Here is a 17,179-nt window from a genome sequence, read left to right as displayed (position 1 = left end):
TCTGCACTACGAGTTGTTTCTAAGAGACGTCCAATAAGACCAGGCCTGCTGATACGCGGCGAAATCTTCGGGATGATAACGAAGACAGGTCGATAGACGGCTGTACAGAGCCGCGAGCATATCCCCAATCAGCTCATACCTATCGATCTCTTTCGAGAGTTCCGTCTCGCGAACCGCTTGCAGCAGCACGGGCAGTGTCAGTTCATCGGGAGAGGAACAGAACGCGTAGAGCAGGTCAAACCGCTTCCGCCCGATAACCGGAATGGGATCGATAACTCCGGACAGCTTCCCATCCGCAAACAAAAAATTGTGGACACCGAAATCACCGTGAAGCACGTAGAGATCTTCTGTGGCAGCTCGTTTCCCCCGGGTACGCGTGATGAAGGCGACAAGCTCATGATCCTCCGGCGCAAGTCTTGCGCCAATAACCGAACAGGCATAGCGAATCGATTCCTCCACTTTGGACGGGGCCTCCACATACTCATAGGGATCACCGGGTTTCGGATGGACATACCGGGTCATTATTCGCTGCGAGAGCTCGTGCATGAGAGCAGTCTTCATACCGCATACATATCGGGTATCGCCAGGAATAAAGTCATAAACGAAATAACGGAACTCCGTATCGACATAGCGAACAGAGGGCAGAAGATCGATATCTTCGTACAGCTTCAAAAATCGGGACTCGCTTGCGATTACTTCCTTCGGGTTTATTTTGACGACGTATTGCTTCGGCATTTCAGGTGTCCCCAGCACACCGAGCGTGCTCATCGTGCCGCCTTTTAATTCGCTCCACTGGGTAACCGTCTTGGACAGCAATCCTTTTGTAATAATTTCATTAATGATGTCCTGTAACATTAGGTAAGCATCCTCCTATTTTGCCGGTAATCGTGCTAGGGGAATGGGCTGCCCGCGCGGCTTATATGACCATTTGATAGCGCGTCAATATCAGATTCGCATTTACAGTTGTACAGCCAACGGCAGCAAACCCTAATTTCTCATAAAAATAACAGTTTCTTGCGTCTTGTTTCGGTGTGTTAAGCCACTATAAGCAGGCATTCGGGTACTGAGCCAATAATAAATTTATTATTTTGGAGCCGAAGCCTTGGTTCTGAAATTTCGCAGAGATAAAAAACGGGCTGATCTTGTATTCCTGCTCTGCTGTTTCCCTTGTACAGATCCCGCCGATGATTTGATCGTCCAGGCGAATAGTGTAATAATCGTAGCTCGTTATTCGGTTTAGGGTCTTATCGATGGTTTCACACGCAGGGTTGGTTGCGTAATCCTGATATTGCGCCAGATCGTCTTGAAAGGCTTCTACCTGAATATGGTGCAGCATCCGGGCTTCCTCAAGTAAGGATCTTCTGAGGGTCAGCAAGGATATCATCTCCTGCAATTTACCGTATTTTACCACAAAACAAATGAAGCTAACTACCTATAAATTTTCGTTGGCAGTCATGAATTATTTCGCTGCATCAGGCTGCGGATCGTCTCCGAAATCGCCTGCCCGTGCGGCGTCCATGGCATTGTTCCGAACGTCTGCCTGTACTTCTCCCCACTCAGCACGAATGGCTCTTCCGTCAAGTACAGCATCTCCACCACTTCCCTCAGCACCGGATGAAACCGCCCGATCAGAGATAAGCCGATGCGTCCGAGCGGAATGACAGGCTTGCGCCGGCCGCTGGCCTCCTGCGCGATCCGGACAATCTCATGGCCCGACAGCAGCCCAGGGCCGGGAATGTGCCAATTGTGCCCATACGCATCGTCGCGTCCGGCAATGTTCACAATCATCCGCGCCGCATCCGGCAGGTACACGTATTCCCTCGGCACCTTCATGTTCCCGATAAAAGCCGTCGGCTTCCCTGCCGCAATCGCCTCCATCGTCATGGACAAGTACGAAGCTTGCGCCGATGGTCCGTAATAATCCGGCAGACGCACGATCAGCGGCCTGGCCCGGCGCCAGCGGGAACTGAAAATCAGCTGCTCGTAAGCCAGACGCACCTTGCCTTTACGCGTGTGCGGGTTCTTCGGATGCTCCTCGGACGCCCGCTCGACAGTTCGTCTGCCGTAAGGATAGATGCCGTCCACGACGACGACCTTGCTCCCGAGCCGTTCGGCGGCCTCCATCACCGATTCCCCTAACGGCAGCAGCCGGTCCGCCATTTCATGGTAAGGCACATTCGCGCTGTGAAAAATAACGTCCGCGCCTTCGGCGGCGCGAATCACGTCCTCCGTCTGAAAAGCGTCCCCGGCCTGCAGCTTCAAAAGCGGCGTATGGCTCATCGCTTGAGCCATACGCTCCAGCTTGCTTATGGACCTGCCGAAAGCGACGACTTCAACGCCTCTGCTTACCAATTCCTCCGTTAAGGGATAGCCTACGCCGCCTGTCGCACCCAATACGATTGCTTTTCTCATAGCCTCATCTCTCCTGTCATTATATTTGTTATTGATTAATCAATTACTAAAGCTGAAAAAAATTTAGTTTTGCTTTTGGTCTATTTTTTGCTTATTGGCTATTTGTAGATTATTGGCTATTTGTTATCGCTGTTTAACCATCAGCTCGTCATACAGATCCAGCGCCATAGCTACATTGCACAGCATGCCGCGCGCCAGAAAATCGGACGTCCTGCTCTCCGGCGCTTCGATGCCCGCTTCCCGGAACGCGTCAAGCACCAGCTGCCTTACCTGCTGCATTCCACGCTGCATGGATTCCCGGATGGGCTCCTCACGAATGGTCTGGGCCTGCATCTGGAGCAGAATTTCACTCCGGTGCGATTGAATGATCTCCTCGTACGCTGCGATAAATCCCTTCTCCAGCTGCTCCGGCGCCGCCGAATCTCTCACGCCCTCGAAAGCGTGCACGATCCGCTGCCACGATACTTCCAACGCTTCCAGCAGCAGCGCTTCCTTCGAGGCGAAGAAGCGGTAAACGTAGGGCTGCGATATGGCGGCTTTGTCGGCGACCTGTGCGGTCGTCGCCCGGTAATAGCCGATCTCGGCAAAAACCTCAATGGCGGCGGATACGATATCCGTGCGCCGGTTGGCGGAAGTCGATGCTCCTTTGGCCAACACTCTCAACTCCTTTTTGTTATTGATTGACCAATCACTAATTGATTTTATCTTACACGATATTTCCAGCTCTGGCAACCGCCAATTTGAACAATAAGCTTGGCCACGTGGTCTTGTAGAGGAACTGCTTGACAATGCAGCGATGAGTTGCCATCACTAGGCTGTACACAAATAAATAGCCCACGCCTGAAAACAGGACGGGGCTACCTCCGCTGCTTGTATTTAAACGTAAGCCATCTTCGTTAAAAATTTCTCCGGCAAAACCTTCTTATACATTCGTAAGCAAGCCATACGGCAGCGTCGTTGCTCATTTTCATCTGCAGCTTGTGTTCATTGTCCACCGCCTGCTGCAGATGCGTGTCGAGCGTAGTTCTGAGATCGCCCCGGAGATCCTGAAGGTAATGAATAAAGGGCTTGTAATCGTCTAGGAAAACGTCGACATGATTTAACGTGCCGCTGACGACCGAATTCGCTTCCTTGTCCGTGAGGCTGTACGTTTCCTTCAATAAATCCTTGACGCCGTCCATCACATCGGAGTATTCGGCTTCCGTCACAAGATCATTTAATGTCACGGCCTTCCCCTCCCTTATGAAAACTGTGCCAAATGAACTCCTTCTATCACAACCCTGTGCATACCGGATATTCATTTTCTCCATCATATCAAGAAAACTCATAAAAGAGTTCTCCTTCATTGTGAAAAAATATCACTCAATTGCTATAATGGAAACAGCGGCTGTTTTAAGGAAAAAGGAGGGAAGGGAATGCCGTCTCTATATAATGTGCTCAGACCTAACGAGACGTTAAATTACCGCTTCCGTAACATTACAACAGAAAATTACCCCGGCTTTTATCACTATCACCGGGGGATTGAAATATTAATCGTTCACCGCGGCAGCGGGAACCTGGTACTCAATCGCAGTATGTATCCGATTGAATCCGGGAGCATCCTTTTTTTTCAGCCGTTCCAGCTTCATAGGCTCCACTTCGACGTCGCGGAGAACGCTCCCTACGAGCGTACGATTCTGACCTTTGAACCGGCCACCTTTGAGCCTTTTTTCCGCGGGCTTCCGTCGGCTAGCCGCTTTTTCGGGCATATGTGGAAGGACGATCTCCCCAGCCAACTGTTTCGTATGGGCAGCGATACGTCCTATATTGATGCCGTGCTTGAACGCTCCCACCGGAAGCTGACGGATCTGGAGGAAGAAGACTCCATGGAATGGGCGGGACTGATGATCCTTCAAATTATGGATTACCTCCATTCGTTGCACGACAGCAGCCCCATCCAGGGTCCCCCCGCGCCGAGCGCCACGCCGAGAAAATTATGCAGTGGATTGAGGAGCACTATACCGAGCCCTTCGAGCTCGATGAGCTGGCAAAGGCGCTTCACTTGTCCAAGCATCACATCTCGCATCTGTTCCGTTCGGAAACCGGCAGCACGATTACGGAATATTTGATTGCCAGAAGAATCCGGCAGGCCTGTCTGCTGCTCAAGCTCGAGCATCTATCGGTCGAGCAGGTCGGCTCGCGCGTCGGTATTCCGAACTTCGCCTATTTCTGCCGGCTGTTCAAGAAAATTACGGGTCTGACACCGAAGCAGTACCGCAGCGATCATCAGTAGCCTGCTACTGCAGTACGGCTTTAGTTATCCATTGTTCCCTTCCCCAAAAAAAGCGCCGCAGCGCGCGCCAATTCCAGGCGCGCGCTGCGGCGCTATATGGGGTCGTCCGACCCACGAGCATTACAGCTGCAATGCGGATACTTCCCCTGCCCACGGCTGCGGCTCGGAGCGCACGGTCTCTCCGGTCTTGATCGCCTGCTCGATCAGCATGCCGATGTAATGATCCTGGGAGGCGTCAGGCAGACCATAGAAGCTGGGCCCTCCTGCGGCGTACGCAGCCATCTTGTCCAGGCAGGCCGCAATGGCGATCTCATCGTCATACAGCCTCCCGGGGGTGTATGGGTTCTCGTAAAGCCAACGGTCGCCGGCCACGATACCTTTGAGGAAATACCCTTCCTGATTCTCGTACTCCCCTTTGTTGATACGCTTGAGCTCCATATGGACCGGCGAGCAGTCCGGCCGCTGCCCGATGAGCCGGTTGTCGAATATTTCTCCGCGCTCTCCCCGTACGGACAAATGATTCGAACGCGTCCATGAGCGGTGCTGGTCCTTCGTAAAGTCATAAATGCCGAGCTTCCCGCCGAAGTCCAGCCAAGCCAAATCCCGCTGCAGCGGGATCAGCCGGTCTTCCGTCGGTATTCCGCTGCGGTTCGGGCCGGCCACCCACTCGGACTCGAAGCGCATGCCCCGGATCGTAGCGTCGTCGAACCCGATCCCGAGCATTTTGCGGATCAGGCTGACCGCGTGGTAGGTCTGCGAGATGGACACGGTCGTCTCCGTCACCCGTCCCAGCTGTCCCGATTTGATCCACTGCTCGCGGGCTATTTGAATCGGATGGAACTGATACTGTTCCGCGATTTGAATCTTTGCCCCTTGGCGGGTCAGCTTCTCGTGAAGCAGATGCAGCCCTGCCAAGTCCGGCGCCGGCGGCGTCTCCGCCAGTACGGGGATGCCCCGCTCCGCCAGCTCCAGCATGTAAGGAGTAGCTGCAGAAGGATTCACGGACAGCACGATGAAATCGGGCTTTTCCTGCGCCAGCAGCTGATCCAGAGTACGGTAAGTCGCCGTCTGCCACTGGGCTTCCATCGCCTGCCCCTTGGCCTCATCGCGGACGACCAGACCGCTGATTTGAAAGCGCTCGGGAAGCGCTTGGGCGATTCTGAGAAAATATTGCGCCCTATATCCTCCCCCGCCGATAATACTGAATTTTGCAGGTTGACTCACTGTGTGCACCGTCCTTCGTTTACCGCTCTTTAAGCATAAGCCTGCTGGCAGTTCTTCCGTTTAGGCCCGCTTATTGTCCTTTGGCTCAGACTCGTCTATATTCCTTCGGTTTAAGCCTGCTTATAATCGCTGCCGAGCGTAATTTCATTTTGTTCAAAGCCGACAACGGAATTCTTCTTCTCATAAAAACGCGGCGCATGGGACAAGATGCCCTGAGTCGTGTAGAACGGGCTGTCCGGCTGCAGCGGAAGCGTTACCGCCTGCCCTGTAGTCCCCGCCTGATAAATGGCCGTGATCAGCTCGAGCGTTTTTCTGCCTTCCCGGCCGTCCACCAAAATATCCGTGCGTCCGTTCTCGATCGCCGTTAACACGTCGTTGATTTGTCCCGCATGCTCCGTATGCTCAAGCTCCGGAATAGCGGTATAGTAAGCGTCGAGCTCCGCTTCCAGCGCTTCGTTGCGAACCGGGAAGCCGTTTTCCCTGGAAATGGAGGCAAACACCTTCCACGGTGCGGACACCCGCGCCTTTTCCGTTTGGAATATCAGCTGCTGCTCCTGGCCGTGATGCACCACCGAACTTGTAATTTGCGCCAGCGCATTCGGGTAAGACAGGATGGCTACCGATAAATCCTCTACCTCGGCGTTATCGTGGGAGGTGTTGGACATAACCGCCTGAATGCGGTTCGGCATGCCCATCATCCACTGGAACATGTCGATATGATGCACCGCATGATTCAGCGTGCAGCCGCCGCCTTCTTTCTCCCATGTGCCTCTCCACCAAAGATCGTAGTATACGTGCCCTCTCCACCAGTACGAATCGACCTGGGCGTGAACCACTTTGCCGAGCAAGCCGGAATCAAGCACTTTTTTCAAGCGCATCGTCGGGTCGCGGAAACGGTTCTGGGAGATGATGGACAATATTTTGCCGGACTGCTCGGAAGCTTCCAGCATCCGGTCGCACTCCTCCAGCGAGGAAGCCATCGGCTTCTCCACGAGCACATGCTTGCCTGCCTTCAAGAACGCGATAGCAATTTCGGCATGCATGTAAGGCGGTGTGCAAATGGAGACGAGATCGATGTCGGTGCGGTCCAGCAGTTTTTTGTAATCGCTTTCAATGTCGCAATCCAGTTCGAACTTTTCTTTCAACTGCGTGCATTTGTCAGGATAAATGTCCGATAAAGCGGTAATATGACAGCGTTGACCAAAAGAAGCATAAGCTCGCAGGTGAGACTCGGAAATTTTTCCCGTTCCAATAACGGCTACTCGAATCATGACATCAGCTCCCCATCTTCATCATCTGGTAATACTTGTATACTAGATTTCCCGTTCATTATACTCCTAGCCTGCCCAGGTAGCAATGCTTTGGAAGGAAAAAGCAGATACGAATTTCGCACCTGCTTTATAAAAAAACGGCTGCCGCCTAGACGCCGGCATACGACATAAAGCCGCCGTCTACAGGGACAGTAATTCCCGTAACGAAGCCCGACAAATTCTCGTCAGCCAGCCACAGCAGCGTACCGAGCAGATCCTCGGGCTTGCCGAACCGGCGCATCGGTGTATGCGTCAAAATTTTGTTCGAGCGCTCGGTCAGAGAGCCGTCCTCGTTCGTCAGCAGCCGCCGGTTCTGCTCCGTCAGGAAAAATCCGGGCGCGATCGCGTTGACCCGGATGCCCGCATCCGCCATATGAACCGCCAGCCACTGCGTAAAGTTCTCGATCGCCGCTTTGGCAGCGCTGTATGCAGGCACCTTCGTCATCGGACTCGGCGCGCTCATCGAGGACATATTGATAATAACGGCGCCGGGTCTGTTGATCATGCCGCGCGAGAAAATCTGCGTCGGAATCAGGGTGCCGAGGAAGTTCAAATTAAAGACGAAGCCGAACCCTTCCTCGCTCAAGTCGAAAAAGGTCGTGATCTCTTTGTTGCCGAGGTCCTCGAGCTTGAAGGTTTCGTTCGTCGTGCTCCCCTTCGGATGGTTCCCGCCGGCTCCGTTGATCAAAATATCGCAGACGCCCAGCTGCTCCGTTACCGCTTGCTCGGCGGCCTTCACGCTTTCCGCGTTCAGCACGTCGCACGCAATGGCGATCGCCGTGCCGCCGGCCTCGCGGATATCCCGCGCAACCTGCTCGCCTTTCTCCGCCGTCCGGTTCAGCACCGCCACCTTGACGCCATGCCTGCCGAGCTCTCTGGCCATAGCGGAGCAGAGCACGCCGCTTCCTCCTGTAATGACGGCTACTTTTCCCTTCAAATTATCGTTTAAAGTAATCATGCCCTTGCCTCCTGTTTTGTTCTTTCCAGCGAGTCCCAAATGCCCCATAAATACATGATTCCGAGCGCACGATCGTACAAGCCGTAGCCGGCGCGGCATTTCTCGTCCCAAATGTGCCTTCCATGGTCCGGTCGGGCATAGCCGGTGAAGCCGTTCTCATGATAAGCCTTCACGATATCGCAAATATCGACCGTACCGTCCGATGCCCGGTGAGACGTTTCGATAAAGTCGCCGTTCTCGTACACGCGGACGTTGCGGATATGGGCAAACGGAATGCGGTCCGCAAACTCTCTGACCATCGCCGGAATATCGTTCTCCGGATTTGCGCCCAGCGAGCCGCTGCAAAGCGTTACTCCGTTCGACGGACTGTCCACCAGTGAAAGCAGCCGGCGGATATTGTCCCGGCTCGTCATAATGCGGGGCAGACCGAACACAGGCCAAGGCGGATCGTCCGGATGAATCGCCATTTTGATGCCGTTGGCCTCCGCCACGGGAACGATTTGCTCGAGAAAATATTGAAGATGATTCCATAAATCTTCTTCCGTTACCTGCTTGTAAGCCTCGAACAAGGAGGTCAAATGCTGCAGCCGCTCCGGCTCCCAGCCGGGCATGGTGAAATCGGGATTTTCGTTAATTTTGCGGACCAGATCCATCGGATCATCCATCCGGTCTACTATTGCTTTCTCATAGAACAGCGCCGTAGAGCCGTCCTCCAGCTCCTTGAACAAATCCGTGCGGATCCAGTCGAATACGGGCATAAAATTATAGCAAATGACCTTGGCCCCGACTTGGGCCAGCTTTTCGATCGTTTTTTTGTAATTCTCGATATAACGGTCGCGCGTAGGCAGCCCCAGCTTAATATCCTCATGAATGTTAACGCTTTCTACGACGTCCAGATGAAAGCCGTAAGCGTCCGCCTTTTGCTTATATTCGAGAATTTTGTCCATCGGCCATTCTTCGCCTGCCGGAACATCGTGAAGCGCCCAGACGATGCCTTCCACGCCGGGAATTTGCTTAATCTGCCGCAGCGATACGGTATCGTTGCCTTCGCCGTACCATCTGAACACCATCTTCATGCTCACGCCTCCTTCACCCAAATTAATCATACTAGTATACCAGTCAAGATGGAACAAGCCTGCGCCTGCTCCAAACCGCTGTCCGTTACACCTTGAAATAGGAAGGATGCATACGGACCAGCTCTTCTTTCTCAACGACAACCCGCTTCAAATGCTCCCTGAGCACCCGTTCGGCCGCGTCCGGGTCCTTCTCCTTGATCGCCTGGACAATGTCCTGGTGCTGGGAGAGGATTACCCGCCAATCATGGTTAGCCGCCAGTCTCAAGTAACGAATCCGGTTATAATGCGTCGTCACCTGCTGGATGAGCCCCCAGGTCCGCACTCTGCCGCAGCCGAGAATGATCGTCCGGTGAAATTCTTCGTCCAGCTCGAACAGCCGCTCGTAGTTTTCCTCCGAAGCGCTCAGCTCCTGCAAAGAAACCAGATGCTGCAGATGCAGCACGTTCTCTCCGCTCAGCTTATCGCAGGCCTCCCGAACAATGGCGGATTCCAGCGTTTCCCGAAGAAACCTCGATTCCTCCGCGTGCTCCAGATCGATCAGCGAGATGACCGAGCCCTTCTGCGGCGTCGTTTCGATCAGTTCCTCCTGAGTGAGCCTTACCAGCGCCTCCCGGATCGGCGTTCTGCTGACATCGAGCATTTCCACCAGGTCTTTCTCCGAAATCTGACGTCCCGGCTCCAGCCGCAGCTCCATGATGTTTTTCTTCAAGGTCTCATACACGTAGTCGCGGATCAGACCCTTTTTGTCCTTGGATGCAGTAATAGGTGCAGCCATGCCAACCTCCCGGAAGGAATCGATGTGAAATCGCTGCTTCAAAGCAGATCCTTCCTCATATAACTGATCATACTAGTATATTAAGATGAAATCAACAACTTTTCCTATCCATTAAGTCCCATGCACAGCAAAAAAAACAGCATCCCCCAGCCTTTCGGGAAATGCTGCTTCGTTGCCATGCTCGTAAGGCGTCCCCGATTATTTAAAATACAGCTTGTATAACGCCTGCGTGCCGCTGTTCTCTTCGCCTTGTTCAGCCAACTGCTCGTACAGCTGACGCGCCAGCTGCAGCCCGTGCGTCTCCAGTCCCATCTCGTCCGCGGCTTCGAGCGCAATGCGCATATCTTTAATGAAGTGCTTAACATAGAAGCCCGGCTCGAAGTTGCCGTTAATCATCCGCGGCCCCAGGTTGCTCAAGGACCAGCTGCCCGCCGCGCCGGATTCGATGCTTTTGAGTACCACGTTCGGGTCGAGTCCCGCCTTCTTGGCGTACGCGAGCGCCTCGCTGACTCCCATCATATTGGAAGCGATTGCAATTTGATTGCACATTTTCGTGTGCTGGCCTGCTCCCGCGGTCCCTGATGGACGATGTTGGTACCAAGCGCTTCAAACACCGGCTTCACCGCATCGAATACCGCCGCTTCGCCGCCGACCATAATGGACAGTCTCGCCTCGCGGGCGCCGACGTCGCCGCCGGAAACCGGCGCATCCAGCGCGTAGCACTGATGGGCAGACGCTTCCTGCTCGATCCGTTTAGCCAGCGAGGGACTCGACGTGGTCATATCGATTAAATACGTGCCTGGCTTGGCATTGCGGATAACGCCCTGCTCGCCGAAATACACCTGCTCCACATCTTTCGGAAAACCGACAATCGTAATGACGACATCCACCTGGCTTGCCAGCTGTGCGGGCGAATCCTGGTATGTAGCTCCCAAAGCGACCAATTCGTCTGTCTTCGCTTTGGTACGGTTGTACACATGCAGCTTATAGCCTGCGGACATCAAATTCTTTACCATGCTTTGACCCATAACTCCGGTTCCGATAAAACCGATGGATGCCCCTTTTGCGATGGGGGTAATACTCATTGCGCGACGCCTCCTCAATTATAATCTATTTCCTATATTTAACTTAACCTTTTATGAGCCAAACTGCAATGTCCTATCTTCTATTGACACGCTTTTCAAGAACAAGTAAAATTTCTGAGAATGATTTTCATTATTAAAAAAAGGGGAGATTTACTTGTACTTCACCAAGCAACGCGGGCTTAGCAAGCCGGCATCCTTGATTCTGGCAAGCATCGTGAGCGTCGGCCTTCTCTTGACCGGCTGCGGCCAAACGGCAACGAAAGAGAACGCCGGCGGCGCCGCCCAGCCGTCCAACGAACCGCCGAAAGCGGCGGAGCAAGCTTACACCGTTAAGCACGCTATGGGAGAGACCACAATTAAAGGCAAGCCTGCGAAGGTAGTTGTCCTGACCAACGAGGGAACCGAGGCGCTTCTGTCCTTGGGCGTAAAGCCGGTAGGAGCCGTGAAATCGTGGTCCGAGTACCCGATTCTACGATCATATTAAGAAGGATCTCGACGGCGTCCAAGTCGTAGGCGATGAGAACCAGCCGAACCTTGAAGCCATTGCCGCCTTAAAGCCCGATCTGATTATCGGCAATAAATTGCGCCAGGAAAAAGTATACGCCCAGCTGACCGCCATCGCTCCAACCATCTTCTCGGAGAAGATCAACTCCGACTGGCAAAAGAATTTCAAGCTGTATGCCGAAGCGCTGAATAAGAAAGCGGAGGGCGATCAGCTGTTGAGCAAGCTGAACCAGCGGATTGCGGATTTTAAAGCCAAGGCGGGCGACAGCATCAACCAGCAGGTATCCCTCGTCCGTTTTATCCCGGGCAAAACGCGTATTTATTATAAAGATACGTTCGCCGGCTTCATGCTTCAAAAGATCGGCTTCCCGCGTCCGAAAGCGCAGGATAAGGAAACGTTCGCCGATGACGTAACGAAGGAACGGATTCCCGATATGGAAGGGGATATCCTGTTCTACTACACATGGGATAACGACAAGAAGGAAGCAAGCCAGGTCGAGCAGGAATCGGACGAATGACCCATTGTGGAAAAACCTGAATGTCGTCAAGAATGGCAAAGCCTTCAAGGTGAGCGACGATATCTGGAACACTTCGGGAAGCATTATTTCCGCGAATTTGATGCTCGACGATCTGGAGAAATATATTTTGAAGAAGTAGCCCAAATAACCCGGCCGTCATGAGAGGCCGCTGAAAAACAAGCAGAGAGTGCAGAATCGTTCTGTTCAGCAGCGATCCCAAAAATGATCCGCACTCGCAGCTTTGATTTTTTGAGCGGCCTCCGCGATAGGCGGGTTATTTTTTTAGGGACGGTTCACTGGATTTTAAGAGACATGAGGCATTGCATACGGGCATTACACCATGGACATTGCACCTGCTCGGCCATGTCAAAATCGTGCACAAAAGAGTAAAAATAAGCTGCTGCGATGCGTTTCTTTTTCCGCTATAATAGTTAAAAATGAAACCGCTTACTTGAGTGGGATGCATTCTACATCATCTTTCCCGGACCGAGGTGCCTGCAATGCAATTGAGACCTAAACCGCTTGCGGCGGCAGCCTTATTAATCCTTGCGATGACGGCAGCGGCCTTTCTTTTTTTTCGCCCGGCGTACAGCAGTAATACAATGGCCCCGGACACCGTCCTGACCGTCAACGGAACCCCCGTCTCATTGGACGAGTTCAACTTATTTCTTCAGAACAATAAGGCGATGGCGGCGAGCTATTTTAAATCCAAATATCATGCGGACTACAGCGAGGGGTTCTGGAATAGCTCCTACCAAGGCGAGAAGCCGATTGACTATGTGAAGCAAAGAACGGTGGACGAGCTGAAAAAGCTCAAGGTAGAACAGCTTCTGATGAAAGAGCACGGCGAAATCCGCGATCTCGACTTCGGTCAGTTCAGGAAAAGCCTTGAGGAAGAGAACCGGGCCCGGCGCGCCAAAATCGAACGTCAAGAGCAGGTCTACGGCTTAATGCAGTTCAGTCCGCTTCAATACTATTCCTATCTGCAATCTGCCCATTATACCAGCCTGATCAATACTTTAATGTCCGATAAAAAATACAGCTTACCGGAATCCGTTTACCGTGATTATTACGAGCGGCAAAAGGAGCGGTATTACAATAAAGGCTACCTCCTGGAGGGCCAATGGCTGACGGATAACACGGCTGCAGACACGGTGACGCTCGATTTGCTGACGATGTCCAAGGAGGACGAGGCAGGCCGGAGCCTGTACAACGAAGCCGTCAAGCTGAATCCGGGAGAACGGAGCGGAGCTCTGCCCTACAACAACGGCCAGGCGCAGTTTCAACTGACCAAGAAGCAGCCTCTCGGTTACAGCAGCTACGACGAGGTCCGATCCGATGTCAAAAAGCTGTATATCCACGAAGATATCCAAAAGCAGCTGGCGGACCGGCTGAACACAGCCAAGGTGCAGCTCCATTCAGCCGTATATGACGCCATCCGGCTGAATTAGCTTTTGCCGCCCGGCTGATAATGCTCGAAGTAATCGATCCGCGCCGCTAAGGTCGGGTGCGTTCCGAGAAAAAACTGGACAAGCCCGGGAGGATTCACGTCCGACAAACTGTCTGCGGCCAGCTTCTGGAACGCCCTGATCCCCGCATCCGGGTCCTTGCGCAGCTGGATCGCATACTCATCCGCGCTGTGCTCGTGCATCCGGGAGATCGCATTGTCCGCCGGCGACGCCGCAAAGGAAAGGATCGAAACCAGCAGCAGCAGAATGGGTAGCGCGGCTATATCCAGCATCCCCTTCACCTTCAGCCTCCTTCCCCATCGTTCGCTTATCCAGCCGTACAAACGATACGTCAGCCAAAAGCCGAGAAAGCTTTCGGCAATGCCCCATAACGTTCCCCACAGCACATGGCGCTTCACGTAATGCCCCATTTCATGAGCCATAATGAATAAAATTTCATCCGGCTTCAGCTTCTGAAGCGTCGTGTCCCACAGCACAATTCTGGTCGAGGAGCCGATCCCGCTTACATACGCGTTCAGCGTGTTCGTCTGCTTCGATTTATCCACCTCGTAGACTTGATCCGTCGGGATATCCGCCTGCCGGGCCAGCTGCAAAATCTGCTGCTTCAGCTGTTCATTCTGCAGCGGCTTGAAATCGTTGAAGATCGGCTCCATCACGACCGGCTGAATGAACGTGAAAAACAGCGTCAGCGGAATCGAGACCGCCCAGCCCAGCAGCCACCAGCGCCGGGGGCTTTTGCGCATAGCCAGATACAACAGCCAGACCACAGGCACGGATACGAGCCAGTTGACCCCGAAGCTTTTGGCCGTGTCCAGCAGCCAGGATCCCAGGCTTTGGCTTGTAAGGCCGTACGACCGCTCCAGCTGGTGCAGATAATAATGAAGCGGAAGCTCGATGATTTCGATAGTCAGCAGGAGCAGAAAAATATAGACGGCCAGACGGAAAAAGGAGCCTCGAATCCAGGCCTCCGCCCTGCTCCGAAACCAGGCGGACACGCCCAGGAGCATAATCAGCAGCAATACGGCCCAGGAGATGGGCGTCGAAATAAAGTAGGACAAGTACTCGATCGTCGCAAGCCTGTGCGCGCTCTGCAGCTGCTCAGCGCTCATAAAAGTCGAAGGATCCGCCGGGCCTCCGCGCAGCGACGCGGGCACGTCGGCGACCGGCTGCTGCAGGAAATACCAGCACACGGCCGTACAGTAGACGATAAACAGGACAAGCCAAATCCATCCTCGTTTCATTCGGTGTTCCGCTCCTTTCCGGTTAAACAAGCTATCCTTCCATTATAGTCCAACTTGTCTCGTTTTATCACTTGCTCCCCTTCGCGGAAGCGGTTGCAAATAGCTTATTCCAGTGCTACGATGAAGAGGTTAAGGCATTATTTTCCATTCAGGAGGTTGTTATGGATCGATTTCAACCGTTAACCGAGCTTCTCCAGCGATTTACGGAAACAGGCCCTGCCGGCTGCTCCTGCACGATCGTTCAAGACGGCGAGGTGCTCTACGAGCAGTGCTTCGGCTACGCCGATGTAGAAACGAAAGCCCCGGTCCGCCCGGATACGCTGTTCCGGATTTACTCGATGACGAAGGTAATCACCTGCACTGCGGCGCTCATGCTGTATGAACGCGGCCTCTACCTGCTGAATGATCCGCTCGGCGACTACCTGCCCGAGTACAAGCATTCGGAGGTGTACCGGCATAATCCGACCGGCGCGATAAGCACCTCTCCTGCGGCCGGCCCGATCCGGATCAAGGATTTGTTCACCATGACCTCCGGTTTAACCTATGGCGGCGATCGTCACGAGACGGCGCGCGACATCGCCAAGCTGAACGAAGAATTAAGAGCCAAGGCGGCCAATGGCGAGAAATACGATATTAGGTCGTTCGCCCGCTCCCTGTCCTCCGTGCCGCTGGCCTTCGATCCGGGGACGCATTGGCAGTACGGCTTGAGCCACGATGTTCTCGGCGCTTTGATCGAAGTGCTGACCGGCAAATCGTTCGGCCAGTTTCTGAAGGATGAAATTTTCGAGCCGCTGCAGATGCACGATACGTTCTTCCGCATTCCCGGCGACAAGAAAGACCGCTTGTGCTCCATGTATGACCGCTCGGATGACGGCGTGTTAACGAAAAATACACGGCTGGATGCCAACTACCAGCCGGACGCCGTATTTGAAAGCGGCGGCGGCGGACTCATTTCCACCTTGGGCGATTACAGCCGATTCACCCAAATATTGGCCGGCGGCGGCCGCAAGGACGGCGTGAGCCTCCTCAGCCCGCATACTATCAGACTGATGGCAACCAACCACCTCGGTCCAGAGCAGCTTAAGGATTACGAATGGCCGCAGCAGGCAGGCTACGGCTATGGCCTCGGGGTCAGGGTCATGATCGATCCGCCGGCCGGAGGAAGCAGCAGCAGTATCGGAGAATTCGGCTGGAGCGGCATGGCAGGATCATGGGCGCTGATCGACCCGGCGCTGAAGCTCTCTGCGGTATATATGCAGCAGCTGATTCCGAGCCAGGAGCCTTATTTCCATCCAAGAATGCGCAATGTCATCTATGGCGCGTTATCATAGTTAAATAGGAACAGCCCTCCTGGCCGGAATAGGAACGCTCCGGCCGGGAGGGCTGTTCTGTTTTTACCCGCTATCTTTGAAGATTAAATCAAGCCAAGCTCTCTCAACAGTCTGAGCATGACCGCCGCAGCCTGGGCCCGCGTCGCCGTTTCGCCCGGGGCAAGCTTCGGCCGGCCCGTCGCCGCATCGACCGTTCCGTCATAAGCCCATGAGCTGCGCACCACGCGAACGCTTCTTTGTCACGCTCCGCAACCTGCGCCGCATCGATAAAGCCGTTCAACCCGGTAAGCGGAACAGCGTCCAGCTTGCCGGACTTCAAATATTGAGCTGCAGCCGCGGTCGCCTGCGCCATCTCCGCCCGGGTAATGGGTGCATCCGGGTTCAGCTTAGCTCCTTCCGCCCAGCCCAGCAGGCCGGCTTGGCGAGCCGCCATAACCTCGTCAGCATACCAGCTGTCCGGACTCACGCCCTCGTAGCCGGCAGCCCCTCCTGCGCGCTTCGGCAGACCCAGCACATCGAACCAGCAGGGTCACGTACTCCGCCCGCGTTATCTGCGCATCCGGGTAAAACTTTCCTTCGCCCGCGCCTTGTACGAGCATGCGCGAGCCCGCTTCTTCCACAATGGCTTTCGCCCAATGGGCCTGTGGGATGAACAAAAAGAACCGCCCACAGAGGGAGGCCACTGAAAAACTAGCGGAGAGTGCGGAATCGTTCTGTAGAAGCGAAAGCGTTCGCCTTTGTCCCTGGATTTCAACCGCTACAAGCGGAATCTAATCAGAGAAATACAGGGACAACAGCGATCGGAAGAATGTTCCGTACTCGTAGCAATGACTTTTTCAGTGGCCTCCACAGAGGGACGGTCCAGGTTGCTGAGAAACCCTGAATTTGTATGATGCTCCAGCGGGGGCTTCTCCTGCTGCCGCTGTTGAAAGCCGTGAACGTGAATTTGAATGAGGATTATTGGATACCCCTGCCTGCTGTAGTGCCCAGTCTTCACTTAGTTC

16 protein-coding genes and 3 pseudogenes are annotated in these 17,179 nt (G+C 53.9%); 5 read left to right on the top strand and 14 right to left on the bottom strand.

What is annotated here, in order from left to right; all coding sequences use genetic code 11:
- Positions 1-6 precede the first annotated feature (6 nt).
- From ACHHV8_RS08040 to ACHHV8_RS08020, 5 genes are all read right to left on the bottom strand, one after another.
- A complete protein-coding gene (locus ACHHV8_RS08040; RefSeq protein ID WP_395157813.1) occupies positions 7-855 on the bottom strand; it encodes a phosphotransferase in 849 nt (282 codons plus the stop codon).
- Positions 856-1,042: 187 nt separating this feature from the next.
- On the bottom strand, positions 1,043-1,336 hold the full coding sequence (locus ACHHV8_RS08035; protein ID WP_395157812.1) for a GNAT family N-acetyltransferase: 294 nt from the start codon (positions 1,334-1,336) through the stop codon (positions 1,043-1,045).
- Between the two features lie 116 nt (positions 1,337-1,452).
- Positions 1,453-2,412 (bottom strand): NAD-dependent epimerase/dehydratase family protein, encoded by a 960-nt coding sequence (locus tag ACHHV8_RS08030; RefSeq protein ID WP_395157811.1) that lies wholly within the window; start codon positions 2,410-2,412, stop codon positions 1,453-1,455.
- A 123-nt stretch (positions 2,413-2,535) separates the two neighbouring features.
- Positions 2,536-3,066, bottom strand: a complete 531-nt coding sequence (locus ACHHV8_RS08025; RefSeq protein WP_395157810.1) for a TetR/AcrR family transcriptional regulator — start codon at positions 3,064-3,066, stop codon at positions 2,536-2,538.
- Positions 3,067-3,308: 242 nt separating this feature from the next.
- Positions 3,309-3,638, bottom strand: a complete 330-nt coding sequence (locus ACHHV8_RS08020; protein WP_395157809.1) for a hypothetical protein — start codon at positions 3,636-3,638, stop codon at positions 3,309-3,311.
- Positions 3,639-3,827: 189 nt separating this feature from the next.
- Here ACHHV8_RS08020 and ACHHV8_RS08015 point away from each other — a divergent pair.
- Both ACHHV8_RS08015 and ACHHV8_RS08010 read left to right on the top strand, forming a co-directional pair.
- Positions 3,828-4,208: pseudogene (locus ACHHV8_RS08015) on the top strand (AraC family ligand binding domain-containing protein); the annotation flags it as partial.
- 179 nt (positions 4,209-4,387) lie between these two features.
- The gene (locus tag ACHHV8_RS08010) at positions 4,388-4,684 is read left to right on the top strand and encodes a helix-turn-helix domain-containing protein (RefSeq protein ID WP_395157808.1); all 297 of its coding nucleotides are present in this window, start codon (positions 4,388-4,390) and stop codon (positions 4,682-4,684) included.
- 120 nt (positions 4,685-4,804) lie between these two features.
- Here ACHHV8_RS08010 and ACHHV8_RS08005 read toward each other — a convergent pair whose 3' ends face one another.
- From ACHHV8_RS08005 to ACHHV8_RS07980, 6 genes and pseudogenes are all read right to left on the bottom strand, one after another.
- Complete coding sequence (locus tag ACHHV8_RS08005; protein WP_395157807.1) at positions 4,805-5,908, bottom strand: Gfo/Idh/MocA family protein; 1,104 nt, start codon at positions 5,906-5,908, stop codon at positions 4,805-4,807.
- 110 nt (positions 5,909-6,018) lie between these two features.
- Positions 6,019-7,179 (bottom strand): Gfo/Idh/MocA family protein, encoded by a 1,161-nt coding sequence (locus ACHHV8_RS08000; RefSeq protein WP_395157806.1) that lies wholly within the window; start codon positions 7,177-7,179, stop codon positions 6,019-6,021.
- Between the two features lie 148 nt (positions 7,180-7,327).
- Positions 7,328-8,176: an SDR family oxidoreductase gene (locus ACHHV8_RS07995; RefSeq protein ID WP_395157805.1), complete on the bottom strand. Its 849-nt coding sequence runs from the start codon at positions 8,174-8,176 to the stop codon at positions 7,328-7,330.
- Positions 8,173-9,252 carry a mannonate dehydratase gene (gene uxuA, locus ACHHV8_RS07990; RefSeq protein WP_395157804.1) on the bottom strand — a complete coding sequence of 360 codons (1,080 nt, stop codon included), beginning with the start codon at positions 9,250-9,252 and terminating at the stop codon, positions 8,173-8,175. The genes ACHHV8_RS07995 and uxuA overlap by 4 nt, the downstream gene beginning before the upstream one ends.
- An 85-nt stretch (positions 9,253-9,337) precedes the next feature.
- Positions 9,338-10,069: a GntR family transcriptional regulator gene (locus ACHHV8_RS07985; protein WP_395157803.1), complete on the bottom strand. Its 732-nt coding sequence runs from the start codon at positions 10,067-10,069 to the stop codon at positions 9,338-9,340.
- A gap of 156 nt (positions 10,070-10,225) precedes the next feature.
- Positions 10,226-11,112, bottom strand: a pseudogene (locus tag ACHHV8_RS07980) (NAD(P)-dependent oxidoreductase).
- 154 nt (positions 11,113-11,266) lie between these two features.
- Between ACHHV8_RS07980 and ACHHV8_RS07975 the strand changes: the two are divergent.
- Both ACHHV8_RS07975 and ACHHV8_RS07970 read left to right on the top strand, forming a co-directional pair.
- Positions 11,267-12,273: pseudogene (locus ACHHV8_RS07975) on the top strand (ABC transporter substrate-binding protein).
- Positions 12,274-12,634: 361 nt separating this feature from the next.
- Complete coding sequence (locus ACHHV8_RS07970; RefSeq protein ID WP_395157802.1) at positions 12,635-13,585, top strand: hypothetical protein; 951 nt, start codon at positions 12,635-12,637, stop codon at positions 13,583-13,585.
- Here ACHHV8_RS07970 and ACHHV8_RS07965 read toward each other — a convergent pair.
- Complete coding sequence (locus ACHHV8_RS07965) at positions 13,582-14,844, bottom strand: M48 family metallopeptidase (RefSeq protein WP_395157801.1); 1,263 nt, start codon at positions 14,842-14,844, stop codon at positions 13,582-13,584. The two genes, ACHHV8_RS07970 and ACHHV8_RS07965, sit on opposite strands and share 4 nt — an antisense overlap.
- Positions 14,845-15,005: 161 nt before the next feature.
- Here ACHHV8_RS07965 and ACHHV8_RS07960 point away from each other — a divergent pair, with 161 nt between their 5' ends.
- Complete coding sequence (locus ACHHV8_RS07960; RefSeq protein WP_395157800.1) at positions 15,006-16,175, top strand: serine hydrolase domain-containing protein; 1,170 nt, start codon at positions 15,006-15,008, stop codon at positions 16,173-16,175.
- 103 nt (positions 16,176-16,278) lie between these two features.
- Here the strand turns inward: ACHHV8_RS07960 and ACHHV8_RS07955 are convergent, their stop codons facing one another.
- Both ACHHV8_RS07955 and ACHHV8_RS07950 read right to left on the bottom strand, forming a co-directional pair.
- The gene (locus tag ACHHV8_RS07955; RefSeq protein WP_395157799.1) at positions 16,279-16,689 is read right to left on the bottom strand and encodes an S-layer homology domain-containing protein; all 411 of its coding nucleotides are present in this window, start codon (positions 16,687-16,689) and stop codon (positions 16,279-16,281) included.
- Positions 16,616-16,858, bottom strand: coding sequence for an S-layer homology domain-containing protein (locus ACHHV8_RS07950; RefSeq protein WP_395157798.1), 243 nt, complete (start codon positions 16,856-16,858; stop codon positions 16,616-16,618). Before ACHHV8_RS07950 ends, ACHHV8_RS07955 begins: the two co-directional genes overlap by 74 nt.
- Between the last annotated feature and the right edge of the window lie 321 nt (positions 16,859-17,179).

The sequence above is a fragment of the Paenibacillus sp. TAB_01 genome (assembly GCF_043945595.1).
GTDB lineage: Bacteria > Bacillota > Bacilli > Paenibacillales > NBRC-103111 > Paenibacillus_S.
The sequence above is the reverse complement of the archived record's forward strand: the minus strand, read 5'-3'. Positions and strand labels throughout refer to the sequence as shown.

Bases quoted from the DNA above. Each gene is read 5' to 3' on its own strand.
- ACHHV8_RS08040 (WP_395157813.1), bottom strand. From the start codon at position 855: ATGTTACAGGACATCATTAATGAAATTATTACAAAAGGATTGCTGTCC.
- uxuA (WP_395157804.1), bottom strand. From the start codon at position 9,252: ATGAAGATGGTGTTCAGATGGTACGGCGAAGGCAACGATACCGTATCG.
- ACHHV8_RS07960 (WP_395157800.1), top strand. From the start codon at position 15,006: ATGGATCGATTTCAACCGTTAACCGAGCTTCTCCAGCGATTTACGGAA.
- ACHHV8_RS07995 (WP_395157805.1), bottom strand. From the start codon at position 8,176: ATGATTACTTTAAACGATAATTTGAAGGGAAAAGTAGCCGTCATTACA.
- ACHHV8_RS08035 (WP_395157812.1), bottom strand. From the start codon at position 1,336: ATGCTGCACCATATTCAGGTAGAAGCCTTTCAAGACGATCTGGCGCAA.
- ACHHV8_RS07970 (WP_395157802.1), top strand. From the start codon at position 12,635: ATGCAATTGAGACCTAAACCGCTTGCGGCGGCAGCCTTATTAATCCTT.
- ACHHV8_RS08000 (WP_395157806.1), bottom strand. From the start codon at position 7,179: ATGATTCGAGTAGCCGTTATTGGAACGGGAAAAATTTCCGAGTCTCAC.
- ACHHV8_RS07965 (WP_395157801.1), bottom strand. From the start codon at position 14,844: ATGAAACGAGGATGGATTTGGCTTGTCCTGTTTATCGTCTACTGTACG.
- ACHHV8_RS08030 (WP_395157811.1), bottom strand. From the start codon at position 2,412: ATGAGAAAAGCAATCGTATTGGGTGCGACAGGCGGCGTAGGCTATCCC.
- ACHHV8_RS08010 (WP_395157808.1), top strand. From the start codon at position 4,388: ATGCAGTGGATTGAGGAGCACTATACCGAGCCCTTCGAGCTCGATGAG.